The following is a 26893-nucleotide window of genomic DNA, read 5'->3' on the forward strand; positions in this document are numbered from 1 at the left end:
GGCCTGCACGGAACGCATATGAGAGTTGAAACGTCCCCCCAACTTCTGGAGAGATTCGTGGTTTTGTTTTCCCCCGCGAGGCCCTGGCGCCGACGCGCACGTTCGTTCTTGCCTGCCCTCGTGGCAGGTGCCGCCCTGCTGGGTGCAGCGCATGCCCATGCCTTCTCCCTCGACGACGTCACGGCCCGCGCGAAGACGCTCGCTGACCAGCCCTACGCCGCCCCGGTGAGCAATCTCACGCCCGCCTTCGCGAACATGCAGTTCGGCGACTACATCAAAATCCAGCCGCGCCGTGAAGCGTTCGAGTGGAACGATCAGGCCACGCCGTTCCGTCTGGGTTTCTATCATCAGGGCATGCAATTCAGCACGCCGGTGAAGATCAACGAGATCGTCGGCAATGGCAGCAACGCGAAGATCGACGAGATCAAGTACGACACCCGCCGCTTCGACTTCGGCGATCTCAAGCTCGACCGCAGCGCCACACATAACCTCGGCTACGCAGGGTTCCGCGTGCTGTACCCGATCAACGAACCGGGCAAGCTCGACGAAATCATGAGCGTGCTGGGCGCGAGCTACTTCCGCGTGATCGGCAAGGGACAAGTCTACGGGCTATCGGCGCGTGGTCTGGCGATCGATACGGGGCTGCCGATTGCCGAGGAATTCCCCGCCTTCCGCGAGTTCTGGATCGAGCGTCCGAACCCGGGCGACAAGCATCTGGTCTTCTACGCGCTGCTCGACTCGAAGCGCGCCACCGGGGCTTATCGTTTCGATCTGACTCCCGGCGACGATTCGCTGCTGAAGGTGCAGGCACGCGTGTTCATGCGCGCCCCGGTCACCAAGCTCGGCATCGCGCCGCTCACGAGCATGTTCCTCTTTGGACCGAATCAGCAGCGCGACCCGTACAACTTCCGGCCCGCATTGCACGACTCGAACGGTCTGGCGATTCACGCGGGCAACGGCGAATGGATCTGGCGTCCGCTGAACAATCCACGCAATCTCGCCATCAGCCAGTTTCAGGTCACGAATCCGCGCGGCTTCGGTTTGCTCCAGCGCGGACGCGATTTCGCGCAGTACGAAGACCTGAAGGATCGCTACGACCTGCGCCCGAGCGCCTGGATCGAGCCGCAGGGCGATTGGGGTAAGGGCCACATCGAACTGGTGGAAATTCCGTCGCCGGACGAGACCAACGACAACATCGGTGCGTTCTGGACGCCTGACCAGTTGCCGCCCAAAGGCCAGCCGTTGCAGGCGGATTACACGATTCGCTGGACAATGAACGAGCGCGGCATCATCGATCGCAATCTGGCCTGGGTGAAGCAAACGCTTCGCACTGCCGGCGAAATCACGCAGGCCAACCTGATTCGTCATTTCGACGGCAGCACCGGTCTGATCGTGGACTTCGACGGCGGCCCGCTCGCCTCACTGCCCGCCGGGTCGGTCACGCCACAGGTCAGCGTGAGCGATAACGCCACCCTCATCGAACAAACGTTGCAACCGAATCCGGTCACGCGCGGCATGCGCCTGAATCTGCGCGTGATGGTCAAGGACCCGGCCAAGGTCGTGGAGTTGCGCGCGGCCCTCGTGTCCGGCGGCAAGGCTGTGAGCGAAACCTGGAGCTATCAACTCCCGCCGTTCTCAGTCGCCAAGCAATAAGTTGCATCCTGCCTCAACGTGCGGCGGCCGCGAGCCGCCGCCCGCCTCGCTCTCATCTCGTTCCGGCCGCCGCAATTAAACAGGCACTTACGTGCCGTGTTTTCTCATGTAAAACCCTGAAACGGCCAAATTACCCTTGCAGTTGGCGACCAATTCGCGTTTACTGCATGCACAATATTGCATAAATAGCCACCCTTCGCGGTTCATAGAGGTGGTTTGCTTCATTGGCGACGGCCTTGGGCCGCGCCGGTGCGGCTCGGCCCGGTGCCGCTTGTGTCGGTCAAGACATCCCCAAGACTCTCCGCGTTTCGACGGAGGGCGGATTCGTTATGGAGACACCGCATGCGACACATCGACGTACACCATCTTGCCGACGAAGCGCGCTTCAACGGCTATCACGGCCGCATTCTGCTCTGGTGCGCGCTCATCATCATCTTCGACGGTTACGACCTCGCGGTCGCGGGCATTGCCCTGCCGTCGATCATGAAGGCGATGAACGTGGATGCCACCAGCGCCGGCTTCATGGTCAGCGCCGCCCTCTTCGGCATGATGTTCGGCGCGATCGTGATGGGCATGGTGGCCGACAGTATCGGCCGCCGAAAAGCCATCGCCATTTGCGTGCTGATGTTCTCGCTGTTCACCGCTGCGGCCGGATTGACGCATGAGCCGATCAGCTTCTCCGTCACACGCTTTTTCGCGGGTGTCGGGATCGGTGGTGTGATGCCGATCGTTGTGGCGCAGATGACGGAGTACTCGCCGCGCAAACTGCGCGGCACGCTCGTCACCCTCATGTTCTCGGGCTATTCGGTCGGGGGCATGCTCGCCGCGCTGCTCGGTAAAGGATTGATCGAATCCTACGGATGGCAGTCTGTCTTTCTGGCTGCGGGTCTGCCTGCGCTGCTCGTGCCATTCGCGATGAAGGCGTTGCCCGAGTCGATGCCATTCCTCATCCGCACGGGCCGCTTCGACACACTCCGGCAAGTGCTCTCCCGCCTCACGCCGGACTATGCTGCGCAGCCTGGCGATCAGTACGGACTGCCCGCGACGGATCGCAAGCAGGCTGCGCCGCTGTCGCGTCTGTTTCAGGACGGCCGCGGATTCAGCACCGTCATGCTGTGGGTGGCGTTCTTCATGTGCCTGTTCATGGTGTACGCGCTCAGCTCGTGGCTCGCGAAGCTCATGGCCAGTGCCGGTTACAGCCTGGGCTCCGCACTCACGTTCGTGCTGGTGCTGAACTTCGGTGCAATGCTCGGCGCCATCGGTGGCGGCTGGCTCGCTGACCGCTTCAACATCAAGTACGTGCTCGTCGGCATGTATGCGCTCGCCGCCGTGTCGATCACGTTGCTCGGCGTGAAGGTGCCCACGCCGATTCTGTTCGTGCTCGTGGGATTGGCCGGCGCCTCGACCATCGGCACGCAGATCGTGACCTATGCGTATGCCGGGCAGTTCTATCCGATGGCCGCGCGCGGCACCGGTATCGGCTGGGCTTCCGGGGTGGGACGCAGCGGCGCCATTCTCGCGCCCATCGTGATCGGCGTGCTGGTGAGCATGTCGCTGCCTTTGCAACAAAACTTTATGGCAATCGCGATTCCCGCAGTCATTGCGGTGATCGCCGTGTTGCTGATCGACCACAAGAAATCGGCCTCGGTGCAGCAGCAAGCGGCCGCGCAATTGCGTGGCAATACGACGGGAGTCGCAAACGGCGCGGGAGAACCCGCGTAATCGCGCGCGTCAAGGCACGCTCGGGCGGGAAGTCTGATCTCATGGCACGGCGGCGCGTTCAGGTGCCGCCGTGCGAAAATGCGCACCGCAGCGGTCATGGGAATGACGGCGGCTTTCGGTGACGCGGCGCGTCGGTGCTGGGGCAAACCATCAATCGCCCGGCGCATACGCGGCACATGAAAAATCATTCAACCCGAGCGCCTCAGGCGCCGATATCCAGATATCCGTTCCAACGGACCTTCTGGGGAAGATCACTATGACGCGTCTCGCTTTGCTGAGTGCTTTCGCGCTGGTCGTCGCTCATGCGCCGGCCTTCGCCGCCACCCCTGACGACGTTGCCGTTGTTCAGCTTTCCACCCGACAAACCATCACCGCCGACGCCGTGTTCGGTGGCGCACAGGTCGCCACGCTCGGCGCCGATGCCCTGCGCAATGCGCACGGCAGTTTCGGCGTAAACGTTGCCGCCGGGGCGCTCAACGTGCAGTCGAACCAACTCGTGCTGGCGAACGCGTCGCACGTCGCGATCGATACCCGTCAGACGATTCGCCACGCCGCGACCGTGACCGGTGCGACCGGCGCGATGAATGCGTCGCTGGGCAATCGCGCGCTGATGGGCGCATCGGGCAATATCGGTGTGAACGTGGTGGCAGGTGCCGCCAACGCACAAGCCAATGCGCTGGCGATTCATTAACGGCGCTGTTGAGTAGCGCGCGCCAGATCAGGTATCGGCCGGAAACCGGTTCTGCAGATTGCCTAGCCAGCGTGCCACGACATTCAGCTCCGCCTCGGTGAAGTCGTCGTGCAACAACGCGTTAAGCTCCGAGAGAATGTCGCGCGCGCGCGCAATGGCCTTGTGTCCGGCTGCCGTGATACGCAATCGCGTAGCGCGCCCGTCTTCGGCATCGGCACAGCGAGTCAGCAGACCTGCGGCGACCATACGGTTCGCCAACCCCGTCATCGACGATGGCGAGAGTTGCAGTGCGGCACCGACTTCTCCCACGAGCGCGTCCTCATGATGCAGCAGGTAGAACAGCACCCCTGCCTGCGCGGCGCTCACGCTCGCGCTCTCTTCGGCGCGCGCATCGATCCATCGCTGGACACGCCGCTGACCGACATTGAGCAGGAAGAACAGCCGGCGATCGGCAGCGTTGCGCGTCACGGCCGCAGCCGCCTTTCCCGGCTTCCTAGTAGTTGCGGCGCTGACGGCGGTCGCAGCGGTCGTGGCGGCGGGCGATTGGCGTTTTGGCATTCGGTCTGATGAATCGTAGTGACGTCGTTGTTACGGCGGCGCTGCGGGGAACGACGTCGTCGCCACGGGAATAGGCGCGCTCTGCCACGCGGAAATCGTCGCCTCGTGCCCGCTCGATTCCGTTGCGGGGTGCATGGCGCTGGCCGCCCCCGCCGACAGCAGCCAGTCGACGGTTTCCGGCCACAGGAACGCGCCGGAGCGTTGGCGGAAGTATCCCATATGCCCGATCGATCCGGCATCCGAACGCTTGGCGGAAACGGCGCGGCGTGTGACCGGGGCGTTACGCAGCCGGGAAACCAATATGTCGAGCCCCATCGGCGTGGCCCAGAGATCGTCGTCGAACCCCATCGACAGAATCGGCGTGCGTACACGCGCGAAGCGCGCTTCGGCGTCGAGCGTCGGATCGTCGAAGAAGTAATTCGGCAGGCGAGTCCATTTGCTCCATTCGCGCAGCACGCCTGCCGGCAAGTCTTCGCCGATGCCAAGCTTGCTGCCCGGCATATACCCGGCAAGACGCACCAGGATGGGGGCTAGCCAGTGCATCATCAAGGTGACGCGCAATCGCTCGCGCCGATTGCCCACCACGCGCATGGCCCCGGCATGCGAGGCTATTTGTACAGCGGCGACCAGCCGGTTCGAGCTCTCGCACAAGCCGATGGCGTGACCGCCAAAGCTGTGCCCAACGGCGTATATCGGCAGCGACGGATAACACTTGAATGCCCAGCGGGTCACACCTTCGACGTCCAGATCGGCCCAGTCGCGCATGCTTGCCCGGAAGCCGCGCAACCTTGACGGACGCGATCCGTCGATCCCTCGATAGCTGTACGTGACAGCAATCAGACCGCGCTGCGCGACGTATTGCGCGAAGGCGAAATAGAGACGCTCCGGCACGGCGGTCGCCGGATGGATCAGCACGACACCCCGGGCAGGCAACGACTCGGGATACCACGCATGTGCGCCCAACGGGTACGAGTCAACGGCAGGAATCTCAACGGCAAGCGATGGCATGACACAACTCCCCGGCGCTCGCACGGTCCAGGGGGATTGTGGATTGCGCAGCGTCAGTCGGTAGAAAGGACGGATTCGAAATTTATTTCGTACACGAAGTATATTCGCAATTTATTTCGCTTGCGAAATAAATTAAGGAGAAGGCACATCCCGCGCGAACGCAACAACCCCACGTTGTGGTCGGGCATCAATGAAAAACGGGAACCGAAGTCCCCGTTTTCATTCGTTGGCGTGACCGCCGGCTCAGGTCGTTATCGCACGCTTTCCAGACACGTTGGCGAGAGAGCCGCCTTCGTGCGTTGGGCAAACGCTTGCCAGCGGCAACTCTTTGCATCCGGGCCATCGTTGCAATCGGGCAAGGCAAGTACCACGCGCTTTGCCGGTTCGTCGAGCGAGAGTGACGTGAGGTGCCGCATCTGGTGCATCGATTGATACACCATCTCCACACGCACGAACGCCTCGCCTGCCGGATTTCGCCACAGCGTGAACACGAGTGCGCCGTCGGGCGGCGTGTTGTCGGGCTGGTCGGTGAGTTGCCAATCGAGTTTGAGCATGCCGGCGAGGTTAGCCACGTTCGTGTCGTGGCCGATCAGCACATACACGCGATTCCCGGCCGGCAACGCCGGGCCACGCACCGGTGTTCCGAACGCACCACTTTCCGTCGCCGAACGCGTCAGCGCGTCGAGGGTGACCGCCAGCAGCGGCGTACCATTCGTCGATGCGAGATAGGGCGTGCGGTCGAGCAGATCGCGTTGCGCGTTATGGGCTTCGAGCAAACGCACCCAATCCTGTTCGTCGTGAATTCTGCCCCAGGCCACATCGCTGTCGGGCAAGCCTTCGCCGTATTGCAGCAGGAACACTTCCGACGCCTTCGCCGCGCTGCCAAGCGCCCCGCGCAACGCTACGCCGCTGCCATCGGCTTCGACACGCAGGCGCGTGGGCACCTCTTCGAGTTTGCAGCCGCCTTGCGCACCGCATGCGGGACTGTGCGCGTAATCGAGCACTTCGCTCATGCGAGCGATCGTCGCGGCATAACGTTTGTTCAGGCCCGCAACGCCCTCCGGCGCGAGACGTGCCTCGATAGCCCCGCGTGCGGCCCCCGGATCGAGTGGGCAATCGCCGGCCGCGACCGGCTGGAATACGGCGTCGTAGGTCGTGAGGTCGGCCTGATGCGACGTGCGCATGTCGCATCCCGGCACCATGCCTTGCAGCAGGGCATTGCCGGTTTCCCGTGTGCGTTGATCGATATCGGACCAGCCGTAGACCGTACCGGGCGCCGGACATGCGTTATCGGGCAACACCCGTCGCGCGCGCAGCCAATCGCCGTAATAGCGGCCCATGCGCTCGGCCAACGACCCGCCACGCGCCGTCAGATAACCCGCGGGCACGGGCCAGCCGGGCCACGGGTCCGGGCTCAGTTTGTCCAACGGGGGATGGGCATGGGTCGGCGATCGCACGCCGTGACGGCTGACGATCACCGTTGAGATGAGCGTCCAGTCGGCGGGCATGCCATCGATGCGGGCCGCCGATTCCGGCGGTTTTGCCGGCCCCGGCGACGGCGGCGGCGACATGGTGCAGCCACTCAGCGCCCCGGCGAGCGTGAACACCGCAATGCAGGCTTGCCACCGCACACCGCTGCGTCTTTGTCTGCGGCGGCTCGCTACGTCTGAACGAGCCTCACGGAAGCGAACGGGTTCACGAGTCATCACGCGGGTCATGGCGGCAGTCATGGCTTTGGGTCGGGGTGACGGAGACGGCGTTGACGCTCATCTTACCGTGCGTGCCGAGCCTCGGCTAAATCGACGTGAAAGCGTGGCGCAAATGCATCGGCGTACGAACGCGATGGCACCTCCCGATCCTGCAACGCCTCCGCTTCGGCTCTCCGGGACTACGTCCCCACCTCGTCTGCCCGCCCCACCGCGCCGAAGCGCCACGACAACCGATGCGCCGCCGCAAGCAACGCCTGCGCGGGCGGTGCGTCCAGCGCAGTCTCGAAACTGCCGGCCGAGCCCATCAACGCAAGCACCAGCGTCACTTCTCCCGTGTGATCGAACACCGGCACCGCGACCGTGTCGATACCGGGCACCGGATTGCTCAGCGCCGTATCGAATCGCTGTGCGCGAATCGACGCCAGCCGCTCGGCATAGTCCGGCGCGGGCGTGGCGGCGCGCCCTTCCGCGCCCAGCCCCGCCATGCGTACCGGCTCTTGCGAAAGCAACCCGTCGAGCACCGCTTCCGGAAGGAAGGCGGCGAACGTACGCCCGATAGCGGTGTTCACCAGCGAGAGCACCGTGCCAATGCGCAGGCTGACGTGTTGCGGCCGCATCGCTTCCTCCAGCCGAACCACCGTGGGACCGACCGGCCCCAGCACGGCCATCGCGGCCGACAATCCGGTGGATTGCGCGAGCGCGAGGATCTCCGGCTCGGCTTCGCCCGTCGGCGAAAGCCGTTGCAGCGCCATCAATCCGAGTTCGAGACTCAAGGCCCCCGCCTCGAAGTTGCCGTTCTCGTTACGCGTAAGCAAGCCCGCACGTTGCAGGCTCACCAGATGCGGATGCGCCTTCGCTGCAACCATGCCCGCATCGCGTGCGAGAGCGCCCAGCGACAGAGGACGCCCCGCCGCAACGAGTGCTTCGAGCAACGCACCGGTGCTTTCCAGCGCCTGAATACCGCGCTGCGGCTTCGTCGCTGGCTGCGGCGAGATCACGTCGTTTCTCGACTCGCCGCTGCCGGCGAGGCTTCGCGTTGCGCTCATGCGTTCACCTCGCCGGTATCTCGCTCAGCATCGACCTGCGACGCAATGGCGCTTGCTGCCGCACGCAGCGCCGTAGCCACCGCGCCATCCCACGACACATCGAGCGCCGCCGTCGGCCCGATAGCCGTGAGTGCCAGACGCAGGCGTGCACTCGCATCGAACACCGGTGCGCACAAACTGCTCACCGACGGACTCGGCGTGTTCACACTGCGCGACATACCGTGCGTGCGTGTCTCGTCGAGCAACGCCTCGAACCGCTCACGTTCCGCCCGGACTGCCGGCATTTGCTCATGCCACGCCTGCGGCCATTGCGCTGGCGGCGTGAAGGCGCAGAACGTACGGCCGGTCGACGTCGTGGTGAGCGACATGACAGAACCGACGTGCAGATTCACATGCAACGGAAACGCCGCGCGTTCGAAATGCACAACGAGCGGACCTTGCGGCGCATGCGTGGATATCGCGACGCAAAGGCCGGTCTCTCGCGCCAGCGCAGTCACGCGCGGCACGGCAGCGCGATACGCCGGATCGTTTTCAAGATGCAATAACGCGAGGCGCAACGTCATGGGGCCTGGCGTGTAGTCGCCCGACATCGGGTCGCGCTTGAGCAACCCCAATCGGGTGAGACTGACCAGATACGGGTGAGCCTGTGCCGGCGGCAACCCGGCAAGCGTGGCGAGATCGCCCGGCCCTAGCGGGCGTCGCGCCTGCGCCAGCGCCTGAAGTACGCGTGCGGCCACATCTACGCTTTGCACGCCGCGCGAGGCTCGGCCGGGTCGGCCGCCTGCGTCGGCAGTGCCGTCCATCGGAATTCGGTTCATGCGGTCGTGGGAGGCAGGCTCCCCAAGGAAAATGGCCTAGATTCTAAACAAGTCGGCGTCCGTTTTTTCAAGCTTCCCTGTCACGCATTAGGGTTAACCCGCAGCAAAAGCAGCATCGGATGGCCAACGCCATCACATTAGCAAATAACAATCATATTTGTCATTGACAAATATTCTGGGCGTTTCGTAAGATGCCCTCATCATCCGCACCATCCCCGCAGACGAGATAAGAGAGAGACAAGCATGGCCAAAGCATTCGCCTCGCAAGCCGACCTGGAAGCCAAAAAGGTCACGTTCACCCAACTGTCGGAAAACACCTGGGCCTATACGGCCGAGGGCGATCCGAATTCCGGCGTCATCATTGGCGACGACGGCGTGATGATCGTCGACACGACGGCCACGCCCGCCATGGCGCAGGACCTCATCGCGAAGATCCGCACGGTCACCGACAAGCCGATCAAGTACGTGGTGCTCTCGCACTATCACGCCGTGCGTGTGCTCGGCGCATCGGCTTATTTCGCCGAAGGGGCGCAGCAGATCATCGCAAGCCGCGGCACTTACGAAATGATCGTCGAGCGCGGCGAGGCCGACATGAAGTCGGAGATCGAGCGCTTCCCGCGCCTGTTCGCCGGTGTCGAGACGGTGCCCGGCCTCACATGGCCGACGCTCGTCTTCGAAAAGGAAATGACGCTCTTCCTCGGCAAGCTCGAAGTGAAGATCGCGCACCTCGGTTCGGGTCACACCAAGGGCGACACCGTCGTGTGGCTGCCGTCGCAGAAGGTGCTGTTCTCGGGCGATCTGGTCGAGTACGACGCTGCCTGCTACACCGGCGACGCGCAACTCGCCGAATGGCCCGCCACGCTCGACGCGCTGGCCGCCCTCGGAGCAGAGAAGCTCGTGCCGGGCCGGGGTCCGGCGCTGACCACGCCCGAAGAGGTTGCCAAGGGTCTCGCCTACACGAAGGACTTCGTGACGACGCTGTTCGAAGCGGGCAAGCAAGCCGTCGAACAGAAGCTCGACCTCAAGGGAGCAATGGCCCTCACGCGCAGCCACATGGACCCGAAGTTCGGCCATGTCTTCATCTACGAACACTGCCTGCCGTTCGATGTGACGCGCGCGTTCGACGAAGCGAGCGGTATCACGCATCCGCGCATCTGGACGGCGCAACGCGACAAGGAAATGTGGGCCGCATTGCAGGACTGAGCGCGCCGAGAGCAAAAAGCAAAAGCAAAAAACGGAACCCGCCGGCGCGTGTGCGCCGGTGCGGTACCGACGATGGAGACATTGCATGAGCAGCATCGATTACCAGCGCCTGACGTTCGATTACCGGCCATGCGCAGAACAATCCGGCAGCGTAGCGCCCGAGACACATCCGGTGATCGTGGTCGGCGCGGGTCCCGTGGGACTGGCGACCGCGATCGATCTCGCGCAGCAAGGCGTATCCGTGATCGTCCTCGACGACGATTGCACCCTCTCGAGCGGCTCGCGCGCCATCTGCTTCGCCAAGCGCACACTCGATATCTTCGACCGTCTCGGTTGCGGCGAGCGCATGGTGCAAAAAGGGGTTTGCTGGAATGTGGGCCGTGTATTTCTGCGCGATCAGGAGGTCTACAACTTCGACTTGCTGCCCGAAGCAGGGCACCATCGTCCGGCGTTCATCAATCTTCAGCAGTATTACGTCGAAGGCTACCTGTTCGAGCGCGCCTGCGAGTTGCCGAACATTGACATCCGCTGGAAAAACAAGGTGGTCGGCCTCACGCAACAAGGCACGCCGGGCACCCCCGACGCGAGCGTGACACTCACGGTCGAGACGCCCGACGGCGAATATCAAACGCGCGCCCGTTATGTTGTGGCCGCCGACGGTTCACGCAGTCCCGTGCGCAAGTTGATCGGTGTCGACAGCCACGGCCGCACGTTCAAGGACCGCTTCCTGATCGCCGACGTCAAGATGACCGCGGACTTTCCGGCGGAGCGCTGGTTCTGGTTCGATCCGCCGTTCCATCCGAATCAGTCCGTGCTGCTGCATCGCCAGCCCGACAACGTGTGGCGCATCGATTTCCAATTGGGATGGGACGCCGACCCGGCACTCGAGAAGACCCCCGAGCGGGTAATCCCGCGCGTGCAGGCATTGCTGGGGCCCGATGCCAAGTTCACGCTGGAGTGGGTCAGCGTCTACACGTTCTCGTGCCTGCGCATGGACGACTTCCGGCACGGCCATGTGCTGTTTGCCGGCGACGCCGCGCACGGTGTGTCGCCGTTCGGTGCACGCGGCGCAAACAGCGGCGTGCAGGATGCCGAAAACCTGGCGTGGAAACTCTCGGCGGTGCTCGCCGGCCACGCGCCCGACACCTTGCTCGACACCTATGCGCGTGAACGCGAATTCGCCGCCGACGAGAACATTCGCAACTCCACTCGCTCCACTGACTTCATCACGCCGAAGAGCCCCGTCTCGCGCGTATTCCGCGATGCCGTGCTGACACTGGCACGCGATCATGCATTCGCCCGTCAGCTGGTCAACAGCGGGCGCCTGTCGGTGCCTGCCGTGCTGCATGAGTCGACACTCAACACCGTGGGCAGCGACCCGTTCGCCGGGCGCATGGTGCCGGGCGCCGCTTGTGTCGATGCACCGCTCACGCGCCAGGGACAGGACGGCTGGCTGCTGCCGCGTCTGGGCGGACGCTTCGTCGCGCTCGTGTTCGGCACGCCGCGCTCGCTCGAACCCGCATCGCTTGCGGCCCTCGATGCTCTGGCAAACGACAGTGTGCCGGTCGTGCCGGTGTTCGTCACACCCGATGCCGAGGCCGCGCAAGACACGCACGACGTGCACAGTGTCTGGCATGACGTGCAAGGTCTGGCCGCCCAACGTTACGACGCTGCACCGGGTACGGTGTATCTGATTCGTCCGGATCAACACGTGTGCGCACGCTGGCGCACGGTCGACGCTACGGCGATTGCCGCCGCACGCGAACGCGCGCTCGGGCGCATCGTGCCGGAAGTCGCGCCGATGCAATGCGCGGCCTGACGTTGGCGCAGCCGATCGCGTCCAACGACGCTCAGACCTCACCGATTTCGCAGGAAGGAGAACTTCATGGCACTCGATACACAACCGCGGCTGACGCGTCCGGATGATTTTTACGAAGCCCTGATCGACATGCATCGCGATCTCGACGAGTCGCAGAGTCAGGCCGCCAACGCACAACTGATCTTGTTGCTCGCCAACCAGATCGGCGATCACGACACGCTGCTCTCGGCGCTTCGTCTGGCACGCGCGGGGGCATTGGGCAACGCCGCGCATTGATCGCTCCGGCATCGCTCGATGCGCCACACCTCCCAACGAAAAGCGGGGCGCCCGATGACCGGGCGCCCCGCTTTCTTTTATGCGATGGGGGTTGTCGTGCTAGCGGGCGTTACACCACCACCATCTGCGAAATCTTCTGCGCCGCCTGCTGTAGCGGCGCGAGGAACTTCGTTTCCATCTCGGCGGCGGAAGTCCGGTTGGCCTGACCGCTGACGTTCATCGCTGCAATGACTTGCCCCGCCCGATTGCGGATCGGTGCGGCAATCGAAATCAGCCCCTCCTCCAGTTCCTGATCGACCAGCGCCCATCCCTTGGCGCGCACGTCGAGTATGCGCTCGCGCAAGGCGTCGATGTCCGTCACCGTACGGCGTGTGTGCTGACGAATATCGGCGCGGCGTAATGCAGCGTCGATTTCTCCATCGGGCAACGCCGAGAGCAAGACGCGCCCCATCGACGTGCACCACGCCGGCAAGCGGCTGCCGATCGACAGGTTGATCGACATCACCTTGCGCACAGGCACACGCAGCACGTAGACGATGTCGTCGCCGTCGAGCACCGACGCGGAACTGCTCTCCTGCACCTGTTGCACGAGCGCCTCCATGAACGGTTCGGCAAGATTCCACAGCGGCATCGACGTCAGATAGGAAAACCCAAGGTCGAGAATTCGCGGCGTCAGCCGGAACAACCGCCCTTCGCTTCGTACATAACCCAGCGCCTCGAGCGTGAGCAGAATGCGGCGCGCACCGGCGCGCGTGAGCCCCGAAGCCTGTGCGACTTCCGAGAGAGTCTGCGCGGGGCGCGCCGCGCTGAATGCCTTGACGACCGCCAGCCCGCGCGCGAACGACTGTACATAGGAGTCGCCGGGTTTCTTGTCGGTCGGTTCAATAGCGTCGTTCGGCACGGGTGTCATGGGGATGAATTTCGGGTAATCGGGCGTCTTCGCGTGAACGGCAAGCGTAATGGATTTGTGTCGCAGGTTCCACCGCACGGCGCACGCCATCCGATTGCACGCGGCGTCACGGCATCGCACCAGCCCTACACGGCGCCAACCCCGGGGCCGCCCTCGCTTGACGGCCGACATGGGAACGCTTACGCTGTTCTTATAGCGAATATTTGTTCGCTATAAGAACATTGTGAACCAGACGAGGCCACTGGACAAGCGGGCCATCGCCGGAAAACACCCAACGTGGGCAACGGACGTGAGCCGTCGGCCCGATGGAACTGCCCAGGAGGCACGTGTGATCAACAAGATTTACGACTCGCTCGCCAGTGCGGTCGCCGGCGTTCACGACGGCGCGACGATCATGATTGGCGGCTTCGGCAACGCCGGCATGCCCTCGGCGCTCATCGACGCCCTGATCGATCAGGGCGCGCGCGATCTGACCATCGTCAACAACAACGCCGGTAACGGCGAGACTGGCCTTGCTGCGTTGCTCAAAGCCGGGCGCGTGCGCAAGATCATCTGTTCGTTCCCGCGTCAGACCGACTCACAGGTATTCGACGCCCTCTACCGCGCGGGCAAGATCGAACTGGAACTGGTGCCACAGGGCAACCTCGCCGAGCGAATTCGTGCGGCCGGCGCAGGCATTGGCGGATTCTTCACGCCGACAGGCTACGGCACGCTACTCGCCGAAGGTAAGGAAACGCGCGTGATCGACGGCAAGCCGTATGTGTTCGAGCTGCCGATCCATGCCGACTTCGCCCTTATCAAAGCGCTCAAGGGCGATCGCTGGGGCAATCTCGTGTATCGCAAGACCGCCCGTAACTTCGGCCCGATCATGGCCACGGCGGCGAAGTGCGCCATCGTTCAGGTGAACGAAGTCGTCGAGCTGGGCGAGCTTGATCCGGAAGCCGTAGTCACACCCGGCATCTTCGTTCAGCGCATCGTCGCGGTGCCCGGCACCGCGCGCGCCTGATCCCCATCTGAATTCGGAGCACGACATGAACCGACTGACCCGCGACCAGATGGCCGCCCGCGTCGCCCAGGACATTCCCGACGGCGCTTACGTGAACCTCGGCATCGGCCTGCCGACGGCCGTCGCCAATCATTTGCCCGCTGAAAAGGAGATCATTCTTCAGAGCGAAAACGGCGTGATCGGCATGGGCCCGGCCCCGGCAAAGGGCGAAGAGGACGAAGACCTCATCAACGCCGGCAAGCAACCTGTCACGCTCAAGCCAGGCGGCGCCTTTTTCCATCACGCCGATTCGTTCGCGATGATGCGTGGCGGCCACCTCGACTTCTGCGTGCTGGGGGCATTCCAGGTCTCGACCACCGGCGACCTCGCCAACTGGCACACCGGTGCCCCCGACGCTATCCCGGCCGTGGGCGGCGCCATGGATCTCGCGAGCGGCGCCAAGCAGGTGTTCGTGATGATGGAGCACCAGACCAAGCAAGGCGAGAGCAAGATCGTCGAGCAATGCACGTATCCGCTGACCGGTGTGGGTTGCGTCACGCGCATCTATACCGATCTGGCCGTGCTCGATGTCACGCCCGAAGGCCTGCGTGTCGTCGATATCGTCGACGGTCTCTCGTTCGACGAACTACAACGTCTGACCGGTGTGACGCTGCTGCCGTCGCCGGCCATTGCCTGACCCATCGCACGACACCATCGCCGGGACATCACTCGATGTGACCCGGCGATTTTCATTGTGAGGTAGACAAATGAGTGAAGTCTTCATCTGCGACGCGATTCGCACCCCGATCGGCCGCTACGGCGGCGCGCTGTCTTCCGTGCGTGCCGACGACCTCGGCGCCATTCCCCTCAAGGCGCTGATGGCGCGTAACGGCGGCGTCGACTGGACACAGGTAGACGACGTCATCTTCGGCTGCGCCAATCAGGCGGGCGAAGACAATCGCAACGTGGCGCGCATGTCGTCGCTACTGGCCGGGCTGCCGCAGGACGTGCCGGGTGCTACGCTCAACCGTCTGTGCGGTTCGGGGATGGACGCCATTGGCACCGCAGCGCGCGCCATCAAAGCAGGCGAAGCAAGTCTGATGATCGCGGGCGGCGTGGAAAGCATGAGCCGTGCGCCGTTCGTGATGGGCAAGGCAGCGAGCGCGTTTTCGCGTCAGGCCGAAATTTACGATACGACGATCGGCTGGCGCTTCGTCAATCCGTTGATGAAGGCGCAGTACGGTGTGGATTCGATGCCCGAGACGGGCGAGAACGTCGCGACCGAGTTCGGCATCAGCCGTGAAGATCAGGATCGCTTTGCGGTGCGCTCGCAAGAGAAGGCAGCGCGCGCTCAGGCGAACGGCACGCTTGCCGAGGAAATCACGCCGGTGTCCATCGCCCAGAAGAAGGGCGAAGCGATCATCGTGGATCACGACGAACATCCGCGTGCAACGAGCATGGAAGCGCTCGCCAGACTGAAGGGCGTGGTACGCCCTGATGGGACCGTGACCGCCGGTAACGCTTCTGGCGTGAACGACGGCGCCTGCGCGCTGCTGTTGGCAGACGAGGCGAGTGCGGCGCGCTTTGGCCTGACGCCGCGAGCCCGCATTCTGGGCATGGCGACGGCAGGGGTAGCACCGCGCATCATGGGCATCGGTCCGGCTCCCGCAACGAAAAAACTGCTCGCGCGGCTCGGTATGTCGCTCGATCAGTTCGATGTCATCGAACTCAATGAAGCGTTTGCGAGCCAGGGCTTGGCCGTGCTGCGTCAGCTCGGTGTGGCCGACGACGACCTGCGCGTCAATCCGAATGGTGGCGCTATCGCGCTGGGCCATCCGCTCGGCATGAGCGGCGCACGTCTGGTCACGACGGCGATGTATCAACTGAAGCGTTCTAGTGGTCGCTTCGCGCTGTGTACGATGTGCATTGGGGTCGGCCAAGGCATCGCTATCGCCATCGAAGCGGTGTAATCTCACTACCCCGCCGATGTTTCCGGGCCGGAGCGCGCGTACGAGGCTGGATAAGTCTCGCTACGCCGCACCGGAGTCCCGTGCGCACGATCAGCGCCGCGCGGGACTCGTCTGCCCTGTGTCTCCTTCCGTCCTTCCTGTTGTTTCTGTGGGGTGCCGTTGACGCTGCGATAACCGCTCAGACCGCCTTGGCGACGTCGCGCATCACGGCATCGAAGAACGTCGCCTGCGCCTGCGCATCGCTGCGGGCGTAAGCGCGGTTGATACCGCTGATGACCGCGCGAATCGACGCTGTCGTCAGATTCGCATCGATCCCCACACCGAACGCACTACCGACAATGGTTTCGCCCGCCATTTCCGCAATGGCGATCGCACGTGCATCGGCGCCTTGCGTGAGCGCGCGTTCCTCGTAGTGCTGAACCCGCACAGGCGTGCGCATGGCATGCATCAAGGCATCGAGCGGGCCGTTACCGGCACCCGATACGGTGGTGCGCTGACCATGAAGGTCGATGGTCAACGCGATGTGCTGACGGCCGTCGCGCTCGGAGAGCGTATGACCGACGTAGTTCACCGGTGCGTTGGACGCCACGTATTCCTTCTGGAACAGTTCCCAGATCTGCGAGGCGGTAACTTCGGCTCCCGTCTCGTCGGTATGGCGCTGCACGGCCGAGCTGAAATCGACTTGAAGACGTCGCGGCATCTGCACGCCGTAAGCCTGCTCGAGCAGGTAGGCAATACCGCCCTTGCCCGACTGGCTGTTCACCCGAATGATCGAGTCGTAGGTGCGGCCGAGATCGCTCGGGTCGATGGGCAGATACGGCACCTCCCAGATTGCGTCCGGCTTTTGTACGGCGAGCCCCTTCTTGATGGCGTCCTGATGCGAGCCCGAGAACGCGGTGAACACCAGATCGCCGACATACGGATGACGCGGATGCACAGGCAACTGCGTGCATTCTTCCGACGTACGGGCGATGTCGTTGATGTTCGAGAAATCGAGGCCCGGGTCGACACCTTGCGTGTACAGGTTCAAAGCGAGCGTGACGAGATCGACGTTGCCAGTCCGCTCCCCATTACCGAAAAGGCACCCTTCAATGCGATCGGCACCCGCCATCACGGCCAGCTCTGCGGCTGCCACCGCCGTGCCGCGATCGTTGTGCGGGTGAACGGAGAGAATCAGTGAATCGCGGCGGGCGAGGTTACGGTGCATCCATTCGATCTGGTCGGCATAGTAGTTCGGCGTGCCGATTTCCACCGTGGCCGGCAAGTTGACAATGCACTTGTGTTCCGGCGTCGGCTGCCAGATGTCGAATACGGCATCGCAGACTTCCTTCGCGAAATCGAGTTCGGTACCGGTAAACGTCTCGGGGCTGTATTGCAGCGTCCATTGCGTGTCGGGCGCGGCATCGGCACAACGCTTGATCGTCTTCGCGGCGGAGACGGCGAGCGCTTTCACGCCCGGCTGATCGAGGTTGAAAACGATGCGGCGGAATTCCGGCGCAGTCGCGTTGTAGAGGTGAACGATGGCACGCGGTGCCCCCTTGAGGGCTGCAAACGTGCGCTCGATGAGGTCGTCGCGGGCTTGCGTGAGGACTTCGATAGTGACATCGTCGGGAATGTGACCGCCTTCGATCAATTCGCGCACGAAGTTGAAATCGGTGTCGGACGCTGACGGGAACGCCACCTCGATTTCTTTGAACCCGATGGCGACGAGCGTTTTGAACATGCGCATCTTGCGCTGAGCATCCATCGGCTCGAACAGGGCTTGATTGCCATCGCGCAGATCGGTACTCATCCAGATCGGTGCACGCGTGATGGTGCGGCTCGGCCACTGTCGGTCCGGAATGTTGACCGGCGTGAATGGGCGGTATTTCGTGGCAGGGTTCTTCAGCATGGCGTTGTCTCGATTGTCGGCAAAAGTGTCAACCGGACGACGCATGAACGCAAAAAAGCTACGACCGCCGGTTGGAGGAACCGGGGCTCAGATCGGCGTAACTGGGGAAAATCAGCGGTGCTTCAGTGAGGAATTCAGACGATGCACGCGCGCAGCAACGGACCAAGCCCGGTGGAGCGGGCTAGTAGTCGTAGCGAGAGGGTGAATTGCGCGGTGATCATGTGGCACATGAGATCACAGATTTTCCGGCGCTGTCAACCATGATGTGTTGCCTTGGGAGATTCCCACAATGGGTACGACAGGGACAGCGCAGCGCCGCCCCCGTGACTCACGGCGAGAGCGGTACCGCCGACGTGCACTTGATCTCATCGAGACACACGCTCGACTTGACGGCGCTCACGCCCGGAATGCGCATGAGCGTATCGAGCAGAAAATCGGACAACGCCTTCAGATCTCGCGCCACCACCTTGAGCACGTAGTCGATATCGCCCGTCACGGAGAAACACTCCTGAATCTGCGCCAGCTCCGCGACCAGACCCTTGAAATTCGACAGGTCGCGAATGTGGCCGCGCTCCATCGTGACATGTACGAACGCGACCACACTGAATCCGAGACGTTGCGCGTCGAGCCGGGTGTCGTACCCCTTGATCACGCCCATCTCCTCGAGCCGCCGGTGACGGCGCAGCGTCTGTGCCGGCGACAGCTTGATCGCCTCGGCCAGTTCCAGATTCGAAATTCTTCCGTTCGACTGCAAAATTCCCAGCAGCCGGACGTCGATTCGGTCGATCTCGATGTTATGCACTTTAATTTCTCTTCGCATCTCAATGCCGAAATATTAATGCATAAACTAGGGTTTCCCTACCTCCGTTACGAAATCCTATTTTGTGGCGCCGCACTTACACTGAGCCCCGTAAAACGTCGTAAATGCACGCACCCTCCTTGTCGCGACAGGGGTTCCGGCGGATGGAACGGACGAAGCACCATATCCCGACCATACGGTCAACAAACCACAATTTTGTTGCATCTTCCCGCGCCGCCGATGAACTTCGTGACAACCACCGGGCCGTGCACGCGTCCAACGAATCAGTCACCTCACAAATCACCTCACCAAGCCGAGACGATCATGGCCGACCTCTTTGATAACCCGATGCAACTGATGGGCTTCGAATTCGTGGAATTCGCCTCGCCCACGCCGAACGTTCTCGAACCTATCTTCGAACAGATGGGCTTCACGCTCGTGGCGCGTCACCGCTCCAAAGACGTGGTGCTGTACCGCCAGGGCGAAATCAACTTCATCGTGAACCGCGAGCCGAACAGCGAGGCCGCCTACTTCGCCGCCGAGCACGGCCCGAGCGCCTGCGGCATGGCATTCCGCGTGAAAGACTCGCACAAGGCCTACGCCCGCGCGCTGGAACTCGGCGCCCAGCCGGTCGAGATCTCGACGGGGCCGATGGAACTGCGCCTGCCCGCGATCAAAGGCATCGGTGGTGCGCCGCTCTATCTCATCGATCGCTTCGAAGAAGGCAAGTCGATCTATGACATCGACTTCGAATACATCGAAGGCGTCGACCGCCATCCGGTCGGTCATGGCCTGCGTCTGATCGATCACCTGACGCACAACGTATATCGCGGCCGCATGGCGTACTGGGCCAATTTCTACGAGAAGCTCTTTAACTTCCGTGAAATCCGTTACTTCGACATCTCGGGCGAATACACGGGCCTGACATCGAAGGCCATGACGGCCCCCGATGGTAAAATCCGCATTCCCCTGAACGAGGAATCCGCCAAGGGCAGCGGCCAGATCGAAGAATTCCTGATGGCCTTCAACGGCGAGGGTATTCAGCACATTGCATTCCTCACCGACAACCTGATCGAGGTCATCGACCGCCTGCAAATGGCCGGTGTCGACCTGATGACCGCACCGAACGACTTCTACTACGATGCGCTCGAAACCCGCTTGCCGGGCCACGGTCAGCCGGTAGGCGAACTGAAGTCGCGCGGGATTCTGCTGGACGGTACGACCGAAGGCGGCAAGCCGCGCCTGCTGTTGCAGATCTTCTCGAAGACCCTGCTCGGCCCGGTGTTCTTCGAGTTCATTCAGCGTCAGGGTGACGACGGTTTCGGCGAAGGCAACTTCAAGGCGCTGTTCGAGTCGCTCGAACGCGACCAGATCGAGCGGGGCACGCTCAAGGTCTGAGTCCAGGGGAGACACCCGGCAGCACGCACCGCGTGTGCGCCGGGCTCACGATCATCGATGGCTACGATGATCCCAAAGGACACGGCGACGGCGCCATAAGCGCCGCGCCGTGGCGGCTCAACGGTTCCGGATCGTTCCCACAGAACGAAATCAGAGAAACGCGCCGTACGGCAACGAAGGTAGGGTAAGGAACAGACATGTCCGGCAACGAAGTACAAGAAGGCTCGCTCCACCGCGGCCTGAAGAATCGTCACATCCAATTGATCGCGCTCGGTGGCGCGATCGGCACCGGCCTCTTTCTCGGCATCGCACAAACCATCAAAACCGCTGGCCCATCTGTACTGCTGGGCTATGCCATTGCGGGCGTCATCGCGTTTTTCATCATGCGACAGCTCGGTGAAATGGTCGTCGACGAGCCTGTCGCCGGCTCGTTCAGCTACTTCGCCAACAAGTATTGCGGCCAGTTCGCCGGTTTTGTCTCAGGCTGGAACTACTGGGTGCTCTATGTGCTGGTGTCGATGGCCGAACTCTCGGCGGTCGGCATCTACGTACAGTACTGGTGGCCTGCCATTCCCACGTGGGTCTCGGCCCTCGTGTGCTTCGGCGTCATCAACGCCATCAACCTCTCGAGCGTGAAGTCGTACGGCGAGATGGAGTTCTGGTTCGCCATCATCAAGGTCGCCGCCATCGTCGGCATGATCGGATTCGGCGGCTATCTGCTCTTCTCCGGCAACGCGGGCCCCGACGCCAGCGTCGCCAACCTCTGGCAGCACGGCGGGTTCTTCCCCAACGGCGTGACGGGGCTCGTGATGGCGATGGCCGTCATCATGTTCTCGTTCGGCGGACTGGAACTGGTGGGTATCACCGCCGCAGAAGCCGACAATCCGTCGCGCTCCATCCCGCGCGCGACCAATCAGGTCATCTACCGCATTCTGATCTTCTACGTCGGCGCGCTCGGCGTGCTGCTCTCGCTGTACCCGTGGGAAAAAGTCGTGACCGGCGGCAGCCCGTTCGTACTGATCTTCCACGAACTGAACAGTAACTTCGTCGCTCATGTGCTTAACGCCGTGGTGCTGACGGCTGCGCTGTCGGTGTACAACAGTTGCGTGTACTGCAACAGCCGCATGCTCTACGGTCTGGCCGGTCAGGGCAACGCGCCGCGCGCATTGCTCAAGGTGAACGCCCGGGGTATTCCGCTCGCAGCGCTCGGCGTCTCGGCCACGGCCACGGCCGTGTGCGTGGTGATCAACTACTTCATGCCGGGCAAGGCGTTCGAATTGCTGATGGGACTGGTGGTGTCGGCGCTGATCATCAACTGGGCAATGATTAGCGTGATCCATCTGGCCTTCCGCCGCGCCAAAGCCCGCGCGGGCGAGACCACGTTGTTCAAGAGCCTCGGCTATCCGCTCACCAACTACGTGTGCCTCGTGTTTCTCGGCGGCATTCTGGTCGTGATGTACCTGATCCCGGACCTGCGCATTTCGGTGTACCTGATTCCGGTGTGGCTGGCCATCCTCGGTGTCGGCTATCGCCTGCGTCTGAAAAACGGCGCCGCCCCGGTGCCGGCCAGCGCTACACGCTAAGCGGCGCTCGGCGAACGCCGAACGGGCGCTGAACCCGGCTCGTCGGCATGCAACACCGCCGGTCGCGAAAAACGACGTGCCCCTGGGCGCCAACCGCCCAGGGCATACCCGGCGATACGTTACTAGCGGTATCATCGACTGTTTGGTACCGCAGTCGCCGCCGGGTCGCTCTCCTGCCCCGGCGCGCTGCCAGCCCGCATCACCGACTTTCTTTCGTTTCCCAGGAACTGCCATGTTCGAACATATCGACGCCTACCCCGGTGACCCGATCCTGTCGCTCAATGAAAATTTCGCGAAGGACCCCCGTGCCAACAAGGTCAACCTGAGCATTGGCATCTATTACGACGACGATGGCCGTCTGCCGGTCATGCAGGCCGTGCGTCAGGCCGAAGCCCTGTTGCTCGCCGAAGTCGGGCCGAAGCCGTATCTGCCGATGGCGGGCTTCGCCAACTACCGCGACGCCGTGCAGGGCCTCGTGTTCGGTGAAGATTCGCCCGCCCGCACTGCCGGCAGCATCGCCACGGTGCAGACAATTGGCGGCTCGGGCGCGCTCAAGGTCGGCGCCGACTTCATCAAGCGCTACTTCCCCGGCTCGCAGGTGTGGGTAAGCGATCCGACGTGGGACAACCATCGATTCATCTTCGAGCGCGCCGGCTTCACGGTGAACACGTATCCGTATTACGACGAAGCCACCGGCGGCCTGCAATTCGAAGCCATGGTCGACGCTATCGACAAGCTGCCGGCCCGCAGCGTGGTGCTGCTGCATGCGTGCTGCCACAACCCCACCGGCGTCGATCTGAACGATGCCCAGTGGGTGCAACTGATCGACGTGCTCAAGAAGCGCGAACTGCTGCCCTTCGTCGACATGGCGTATCAGGGCTTCGGTTCGGGCATCGACGCCGACGCCTTCGTGATTCGCGAACTGGCCCGTCAGGGGGTGCCGGCCTTCGTCGCCAATTCGTTCTCGAAGAACTTCTCGCTGTATGGCGAGCGCTGCGGCGGCCTGTCGGTCATTTGCGAATCCGCCGAAGCGGCCGATCGTGTCCTGGGTCAATTGACGAGTGCGGTGCGCTCGAACTACAGCAACCCGCCCACTCACGGCGCGAAGATCGTTGCCAAGGTGCTGAGCACACCGGAGCTGCGCAAATCGTGGGAAGCCGAACTCGCCGAGATGTGCCAACGCATCACGCGCATGCGCAGCGCGATTCACGAAGGTCTGCGTGGCCATGTGCCGGAGAACATGCTCTCGCGTTACCTCGAGCAGCGCGGCATGTTCACCTACACGGGGTTGTCGGCCGCACAGGTCGACGTGCTGCGCGACACACATGGCGTGTACCTGATTCGCTCGGGCCGTATGTGCGTGGCGGGCCTGAACGAGAAGAACGTCGGTGTGGTAGCGGACAGCATTGCCAAGGTGCTGAACAACGGCTGAGCGTCTGCCCCTCCACCTGAGCCGCTGACGACCTGATGTCGTCACGCAAAAGGGACGGCCTCGGCCGTCCCTTTTTTCATGCGCGGCAACCTCTCAGGACGCCTTGCGCAAAAATTCCAGCAGATCGGCGTTCACCTTGTCGGCCTCGACGGTACACATACCGTGCGCACCGCCGGGATAGATCTTCAGCGTGGCGTTCTTGACGATCTGTGCGCTGAGCTTGCCCGAGTTGTCGATAGGCACAATCTGATCGTCGTCGCCATGCAGCACGAGCGTCGGCACGTCGATCTTCTTCAGATCCTCGGTGTAGTCCACCTCCGAGAACTCCCGGACACACAGATACTGGCCAAGATGCGAGCCCCACATGCCTTGCAGCCAGAACGCGTCGATCACGCCCTGCGACGCCTTCGCGTTAGGCCGGTTATAGCCGTAAAACGGCACGGCCAGGTCCTGATAGAACTGCGAGCGATTGCCCGCGACATTCGCACGAATCTCGTCGAACACACCAATGGGCAGACCGTTCGGATTCTTGTCCGACTTGACCATGACCGGAGGCACGGCGCCGATCAGCACCGCCTGCGCGGCACGTCCGGTGCCATGACGGCCGAGATAGTGCGCCACTTCGCCGCCACCGGTCGAATGGCCCACGAAGGTTGCCTCTTGCAGGTCGAGCGATTCGACCAGTTGCGCCAGATCGTCGGCATAGGTGTCCATGTCATTGCCGGTGCCGGGTTGCCCGGAGCGGCCGTGCCCGCGACGGTCGTGGGCAATCACGCGATAGCCGTGCTGCACCAGAAACAGCATCTGTGCGTCCCAGGCGTCCGCGCTCAGCGGCCAGCCGTGGGAGAACACTACCGGGCGGCCCTTGCCCCAGTCCTTGTAGAAAATCGAGGTGCCATCCTTCGTTTTGAACGTGCTCATGGTGCGATCCTTGCGCAGTGCGCGATATGAACGACAACGAGGGCGCCGGACGTGGCACCTGTGAAGGCGCGGGATGCCACATCGCGACAGGGAAGGCAGCGCGGCAGGAGTTGCCGGCCATCGTGACAGGACTTCACGCGTCGGAGTGCCATGCATCCGTCGTGAAGGCTTTCTATTTAAGGCCGCGATGAGCGCCCACGCAAGGTGAAAATTCTTGACGACCTCATGAACAGGATTCACGCCCGCTGCCGCATGCCTGTCACGAGCGGCACCGCGCCAACGCGTGGCCCGCCGTTGGTGCATACGCGTACGGCCGTGCCGCTGTCGTCAGCAAATCTGCGCACTTGGCGTTATATTGGCGATCTCGCGGCCGTGTCGGCCGCTCATCACGAATGCGCCGATCCCCATGTCCGATCAGTCCGTCGATTTGTCCCAGTTTCCGATCACGCGCAAGTGGCCCGCTGCGCACCCCGACCGGTTGCAACTGTATTCGCTGCCTACCCCCAACGGCGTGAAGGTATCGATCATGCTCGAGGAAATCGGGCTGCCGTACGAAGTGCATCTGGTGAGCTTCCAGACCGACGATCAACGCTCGCCCGAGTTTCTGTCGCTCAACCCCAACAACAAGATTCCCGCGATCCTCGATCCGAACGGCCCCGGCGGCAAGCCGCTGCCGCTGTTCGAGTCGGGCGCGATTCTCTGGTATCTCGCCGAGAAGACCGGCAAGCTGCTGCCCGCCGATCCGGCCGCACGTTATGAAACGCTGCAATGGGTCATGTTCCAGATGGGCGGCGTGGGCCCGATGTTCGGTCAGTTGGGCTTCTTCCACAAATTCGCTGGCAAGGACTACGAAGACAAACGCCCGCGTGATCGCTATGTCGAGGAATCGAAGCGCCTGCTCGGCGTACTCGACTCGCATCTGGCGAATCGCCAGTGGATCATGGGCGACGAATACACGATTGCCGACATCGCCACCTTCCCCTGGATTCGAAACCTTGTCGGATTCTACGAAGCGGGTGAACTGGTCGAGTTCGCGCAGTTCCGGAACGTGCAACGCGCACTTGCGGCGTTTGTCGCGCGCCTCGCGGTGATTCGTGGTCTCGACATTCCGAAGCGTCCGGCCTGAACGAGAGCGAAGGAAAAAATGCCGGAGCATCGACGCGATGTCCGGCCTCAGAACGCGACGATGCACGAGGAGGCACTCCCCCGCCGGATGTCGGATCGACGACCCGGCGGGTATTGCCATACTGCGTTGACGCCGTGAACCTTCAGGCTCGACGCGAGCGTCAGGCCGACTTCCTGAAGCGCGCCGCCTCTTCCGAGCCACCGGTGGCGTTACCGGCACTGTACGAGTGAGCCCCGACCCCGGCGAGCTTGCCGCCCTGCACGATGAGGTACTCATTGCGAATCGGACGATTCTCGAAGTAGCACTCGAGAATCTCGCGCGTGCCCGCGGCATACCGCGTTTGCGCCGAAAGGCTCGTGCCGGAGATGTGCGGTGTCATGCCGTGGTGAGGCATTTTCCGCCACGGATGGTCGGCCGGCGCCGGTTGCGGGAACCACACGTCGCCGCCGTAGCCGGCAAGCTGGCCGCTTTCCAGTGCCGCCGCCACCGCGTCGCGATCGCACAGCTTGCCGCGTGCCGTGTTGATCAGATACGCACCGCGCTTGAAGTGCTTCAGGCTGTCGGCGTTGATCATGTGCTCCGTTTCCGGGTGAAGCGGGCAGTTCAGCGTGACCACGTCGCAAGCCTTCGCGAGGCTCTCGAGGCTCGTGTGGTGCGTGAGGTTCAACTCCTTCTCGACGGATGCCGGCAGCCGGTGGCGATCGAGATAGTGCAGATGCGTGCCGAACGGCTTCATCAAACGCAGCACGCGCAAGCCGATCCGCCCAGCGGCGACCGTACCCACATGCATGCCTTCCAGGTCGTACGAACGCTCGACGCAATCGGCAATATTCCATCCGCCCTCAAGTACCCGGTGGTACGACGGCAGATAGTTGCGCACCAGCGCAAGCGTCGTCATCATCACGTGTTCGGCAACGCTGTTGCTGTTGCAATACGTGACTTCCGCGACCGTGATGCCGTGTTCCATCGCGGCTTGCAGATCGGTGTGATCCGAGCCAATGCCGGCGGTCACGATCATCTTCAGTTGCTTCGCGCGCCGGATCCGCTCGGCCGTCATGTAAGCGGGCCAGAACGGTTGCGAGATCACGATTTCGGCGTCGGCCAACTCGCGGTCGAGCACGCTGTTATCGCCGTCCTTGCTCGACGTCACCACCAATTGATGGCCGTTCGATTCGAGGTATTTGCGCAAGCCCAGTTCGCCCGACACGCTGCCGAGCAGTGCCCCCGGCTGGAAGTCGATGGCGCGCGGCGTCGGCAGCGTCTGACCATCGGGATAGCATTCGATCTTCGGCAGATCGTCGCGGGCGTAGCTCGTCGGGTATCCGGTGACGGGATCGTCGTAAAGCACACACACAATCTTGGCCATGGTGTCTCG

Annotated in this window: 23 protein-coding genes; 13 read left to right on the forward strand and 10 right to left on the reverse strand. The window is 62.9% G+C overall.

All coding sequences use genetic code 11. The annotated features are described in order from the left end of the window. The first annotated feature begins 57 nt into the window (after positions 1 to 57). The 3 genes from AT395_RS21475 (at position 58) to AT395_RS21485 (ending at position 4066) form a co-directional block, all read left to right on the forward strand. On the forward strand, positions 58 to 1653 hold the full coding sequence (locus AT395_RS21475; RefSeq protein WP_376738377.1) for a glucan biosynthesis protein G: 1596 nt from the start codon (positions 58 to 60) through the stop codon (positions 1651 to 1653). Between the two features lie 342 nt (positions 1654 to 1995). Continuing rightward, positions 1996 to 3375, forward strand: a complete 1380-nt coding sequence (locus AT395_RS21480) for an MFS transporter (protein WP_042114486.1) — start codon at positions 1996 to 1998, stop codon at positions 3373 to 3375. A gap of 256 nt (positions 3376 to 3631) precedes the next feature. Beyond that, positions 3632 to 4066 (forward strand): hypothetical protein, encoded by a 435-nt coding sequence (locus tag AT395_RS21485; protein ID WP_048628672.1) that lies wholly within the window; start codon positions 3632 to 3634, stop codon positions 4064 to 4066. Positions 4067 to 4093: 27 nt separating this feature from the next. On the opposite strand, the gene AT395_RS21490 is transcribed toward AT395_RS21485, so the two are convergent. The 5 genes from AT395_RS21490 to AT395_RS21510 form a co-directional block, all read right to left on the reverse strand. Further along, the gene (locus AT395_RS21490) at positions 4094 to 4534 is read right to left on the reverse strand and encodes a MarR family winged helix-turn-helix transcriptional regulator (RefSeq protein WP_048628671.1); all 441 of its coding nucleotides are present in this window, start codon (positions 4532 to 4534) and stop codon (positions 4094 to 4096) included. A gap of 120 nt (positions 4535 to 4654) precedes the next feature. Next, entirely contained in the window at positions 4655 to 5632 is a 978-nt protein-coding gene (locus AT395_RS21495; protein ID WP_072632898.1) for an alpha/beta hydrolase family protein, read from the reverse strand. Between the two features lie 251 nt (positions 5633 to 5883). Next, positions 5884 to 7263 (reverse strand): histidine-type phosphatase, encoded by a 1380-nt coding sequence (locus tag AT395_RS21500; protein WP_048628670.1) that lies wholly within the window; start codon positions 7261 to 7263, stop codon positions 5884 to 5886. 257 nt (positions 7264 to 7520) lie between these two features. Next, positions 7521 to 8387, reverse strand: coding sequence for an IclR family transcriptional regulator (locus tag AT395_RS21505; protein WP_048628669.1), 867 nt, complete (start codon positions 8385 to 8387; stop codon positions 7521 to 7523). Next, the gene (locus tag AT395_RS21510; RefSeq protein WP_048628668.1) at positions 8384 to 9205 is read right to left on the reverse strand and encodes an IclR family transcriptional regulator; all 822 of its coding nucleotides are present in this window, start codon (positions 9203 to 9205) and stop codon (positions 8384 to 8386) included. Before AT395_RS21510 ends, AT395_RS21505 begins: the two co-directional genes overlap by 4 nt. A gap of 243 nt (positions 9206 to 9448) precedes the next feature. On the opposite strand from AT395_RS21510, the gene AT395_RS21515 reads away from it, so the two are divergent. The 3 genes from AT395_RS21515 (at position 9449) to AT395_RS21525 (ending at position 12503) form a co-directional block, all read left to right on the forward strand. Then, positions 9449 to 10408, forward strand: coding sequence for an MBL fold metallo-hydrolase (locus tag AT395_RS21515; protein ID WP_042114482.1), 960 nt, complete (start codon positions 9449 to 9451; stop codon positions 10406 to 10408). Positions 10409 to 10493: 85 nt separating this feature from the next. Further along, the gene (locus AT395_RS21520) at positions 10494 to 12227 is read left to right on the forward strand and encodes an FAD-dependent oxidoreductase (RefSeq protein ID WP_058375251.1); all 1734 of its coding nucleotides are present in this window, start codon (positions 10494 to 10496) and stop codon (positions 12225 to 12227) included. A gap of 66 nt (positions 12228 to 12293) precedes the next feature. Beyond that, positions 12294 to 12503 (forward strand): DUF2783 domain-containing protein, encoded by a 210-nt coding sequence (locus AT395_RS21525; RefSeq protein ID WP_042114480.1) that lies wholly within the window; start codon positions 12294 to 12296, stop codon positions 12501 to 12503. A 109-nt stretch (positions 12504 to 12612) separates the two neighbouring features. Here the strand turns inward: AT395_RS21525 and AT395_RS21530 are convergent, their stop codons facing one another. Then, positions 12613 to 13413 carry an IclR family transcriptional regulator gene (locus AT395_RS21530; protein WP_048628788.1) on the reverse strand — a complete coding sequence of 267 codons (801 nt, stop codon included), beginning with the start codon at positions 13411 to 13413 and terminating at the stop codon, positions 12613 to 12615. 328 nt (positions 13414 to 13741) lie between these two features. Here AT395_RS21530 and AT395_RS21535 point away from each other — a divergent pair, with 328 nt between their 5' ends. The 3 genes from AT395_RS21535 (at position 13742) to pcaF (ending at position 16368) form a co-directional block, all read left to right on the forward strand. Beyond that, positions 13742 to 14419 (forward strand): 3-oxoacid CoA-transferase subunit A, encoded by a 678-nt coding sequence (locus tag AT395_RS21535; protein WP_039368345.1) that lies wholly within the window; start codon positions 13742 to 13744, stop codon positions 14417 to 14419. A 25-nt stretch (positions 14420 to 14444) separates the two neighbouring features. Then, positions 14445 to 15095 carry a CoA transferase subunit B gene (locus AT395_RS21540; RefSeq protein ID WP_042114479.1) on the forward strand — a complete coding sequence of 217 codons (651 nt, stop codon included), beginning with the start codon at positions 14445 to 14447 and terminating at the stop codon, positions 15093 to 15095. 70 nt (positions 15096 to 15165) lie between these two features. Next, positions 15166 to 16368: a 3-oxoadipyl-CoA thiolase gene (gene pcaF, locus AT395_RS21545; RefSeq protein ID WP_048628666.1), complete on the forward strand. Its 1203-nt coding sequence runs from the start codon at positions 15166 to 15168 to the stop codon at positions 16366 to 16368. Positions 16369 to 16546: 178 nt separating this feature from the next. Here pcaF and leuA read toward each other — a convergent pair whose 3' ends face one another. Continuing rightward, complete coding sequence (gene leuA / locus AT395_RS21550) at positions 16547 to 18259, reverse strand: 2-isopropylmalate synthase (RefSeq protein ID WP_048628665.1); 1713 nt, start codon at positions 18257 to 18259, stop codon at positions 16547 to 16549. A 328-nt stretch (positions 18260 to 18587) separates the two neighbouring features. Beyond that, on the reverse strand, positions 18588 to 19061 hold the full coding sequence (locus AT395_RS21555; RefSeq protein WP_042114476.1) for an Lrp/AsnC family transcriptional regulator: 474 nt from the start codon (positions 19059 to 19061) through the stop codon (positions 18588 to 18590). A 321-nt stretch (positions 19062 to 19382) separates the two neighbouring features. Here AT395_RS21555 and hppD point away from each other — a divergent pair, with 321 nt between their 5' ends. The 3 genes from hppD (at position 19383) to AT395_RS21570 (ending at position 23471) form a co-directional block, all read left to right on the forward strand. Beyond that, positions 19383 to 20456, forward strand: coding sequence for a 4-hydroxyphenylpyruvate dioxygenase (hppD, locus tag AT395_RS21560; RefSeq protein WP_042114474.1), 1074 nt, complete (start codon positions 19383 to 19385; stop codon positions 20454 to 20456). 197 nt (positions 20457 to 20653) lie between these two features. Continuing rightward, positions 20654 to 22039 carry an amino acid permease gene (locus AT395_RS21565; protein WP_042114472.1) on the forward strand — a complete coding sequence of 462 codons (1386 nt, stop codon included), beginning with the start codon at positions 20654 to 20656 and terminating at the stop codon, positions 22037 to 22039. 232 nt (positions 22040 to 22271) lie between these two features. Further along, the gene (locus tag AT395_RS21570) at positions 22272 to 23471 is read left to right on the forward strand and encodes an amino acid aminotransferase (protein WP_048628664.1); all 1200 of its coding nucleotides are present in this window, start codon (positions 22272 to 22274) and stop codon (positions 23469 to 23471) included. A 93-nt stretch (positions 23472 to 23564) separates the two neighbouring features. On the opposite strand, the gene AT395_RS21575 is transcribed toward AT395_RS21570, so the two are convergent. Continuing rightward, positions 23565 to 24392, reverse strand: a complete 828-nt coding sequence (locus AT395_RS21575; RefSeq protein ID WP_042114466.1) for an alpha/beta fold hydrolase — start codon at positions 24390 to 24392, stop codon at positions 23565 to 23567. 406 nt (positions 24393 to 24798) lie between these two features. Here AT395_RS21575 and AT395_RS21580 point away from each other — a divergent pair, with 406 nt between their 5' ends. Further along, positions 24799 to 25518: a glutathione S-transferase N-terminal domain-containing protein gene (locus AT395_RS21580; protein ID WP_048628663.1), complete on the forward strand. Its 720-nt coding sequence runs from the start codon at positions 24799 to 24801 to the stop codon at positions 25516 to 25518. A gap of 160 nt (positions 25519 to 25678) precedes the next feature. Here AT395_RS21580 and AT395_RS21585 read toward each other — a convergent pair whose 3' ends face one another. Then, positions 25679 to 26884, reverse strand: a complete 1206-nt coding sequence (locus AT395_RS21585) for an NAD-dependent formate dehydrogenase (RefSeq protein ID WP_048628662.1) — start codon at positions 26882 to 26884, stop codon at positions 25679 to 25681. Positions 26885 to 26893 lie beyond the last annotated feature (9 nt).

Source organism: Pandoraea apista (assembly GCF_001465595.2).
Taxonomy (GTDB): domain Bacteria; phylum Pseudomonadota; class Gammaproteobacteria; order Burkholderiales; family Burkholderiaceae; genus Pandoraea; species Pandoraea apista.

What these genes read in the sequence shown, in the direction of transcription:
- AT395_RS21480 (WP_042114486.1), top strand. Translation starts at nt 1,996, where the DNA reads ATGCGACACATCGACGTACACCATCTTGCCGACGAAGCGCGCTTCAAC.
- AT395_RS21485 (WP_048628672.1), top strand. Translation starts at nt 3,632, where the DNA reads ATGACGCGTCTCGCTTTGCTGAGTGCTTTCGCGCTGGTCGTCGCTCAT.
- AT395_RS21495 (WP_072632898.1), bottom strand. Translation starts at nt 5,632, where the DNA reads ATGCCATCGCTTGCCGTTGAGATTCCTGCCGTTGACTCGTACCCGTTG.
- AT395_RS21505 (WP_048628669.1), bottom strand. Translation starts at nt 8,387, where the DNA reads ATGAGCGCAACGCGAAGCCTCGCCGGCAGCGGCGAGTCGAGAAACGAC.
- AT395_RS21510 (WP_048628668.1), bottom strand. Translation starts at nt 9,205, where the DNA reads ATGAACCGAATTCCGATGGACGGCACTGCCGACGCAGGCGGCCGACCC.
- AT395_RS21515 (WP_042114482.1), top strand. Translation starts at nt 9,449, where the DNA reads ATGGCCAAAGCATTCGCCTCGCAAGCCGACCTGGAAGCCAAAAAGGTC.
- AT395_RS21520 (WP_058375251.1), top strand. Translation starts at nt 10,494, where the DNA reads ATGAGCAGCATCGATTACCAGCGCCTGACGTTCGATTACCGGCCATGC.
- AT395_RS21525 (WP_042114480.1), top strand. Translation starts at nt 12,294, where the DNA reads ATGGCACTCGATACACAACCGCGGCTGACGCGTCCGGATGATTTTTAC.
- AT395_RS21530 (WP_048628788.1), bottom strand. Translation starts at nt 13,413, where the DNA reads ATGACACCCGTGCCGAACGACGCTATTGAACCGACCGACAAGAAACCC.
- AT395_RS21540 (WP_042114479.1), top strand. Translation starts at nt 14,445, where the DNA reads ATGAACCGACTGACCCGCGACCAGATGGCCGCCCGCGTCGCCCAGGAC.
- pcaF (WP_048628666.1), top strand. Translation starts at nt 15,166, where the DNA reads ATGAGTGAAGTCTTCATCTGCGACGCGATTCGCACCCCGATCGGCCGC.
- leuA (WP_048628665.1), bottom strand. Translation starts at nt 18,259, where the DNA reads ATGCTGAAGAACCCTGCCACGAAATACCGCCCATTCACGCCGGTCAAC.
- hppD (WP_042114474.1), top strand. Translation starts at nt 19,383, where the DNA reads ATGGCCGACCTCTTTGATAACCCGATGCAACTGATGGGCTTCGAATTC.
- AT395_RS21565 (WP_042114472.1), top strand. Translation starts at nt 20,654, where the DNA reads ATGTCCGGCAACGAAGTACAAGAAGGCTCGCTCCACCGCGGCCTGAAG.
- AT395_RS21570 (WP_048628664.1), top strand. Translation starts at nt 22,272, where the DNA reads ATGTTCGAACATATCGACGCCTACCCCGGTGACCCGATCCTGTCGCTC.
- AT395_RS21575 (WP_042114466.1), bottom strand. Translation starts at nt 24,392, where the DNA reads ATGAGCACGTTCAAAACGAAGGATGGCACCTCGATTTTCTACAAGGAC.
- AT395_RS21580 (WP_048628663.1), top strand. Translation starts at nt 24,799, where the DNA reads ATGTCCGATCAGTCCGTCGATTTGTCCCAGTTTCCGATCACGCGCAAG.
- AT395_RS21585 (WP_048628662.1), bottom strand. Translation starts at nt 26,884, where the DNA reads ATGGCCAAGATTGTGTGTGTGCTTTACGACGATCCCGTCACCGGATAC.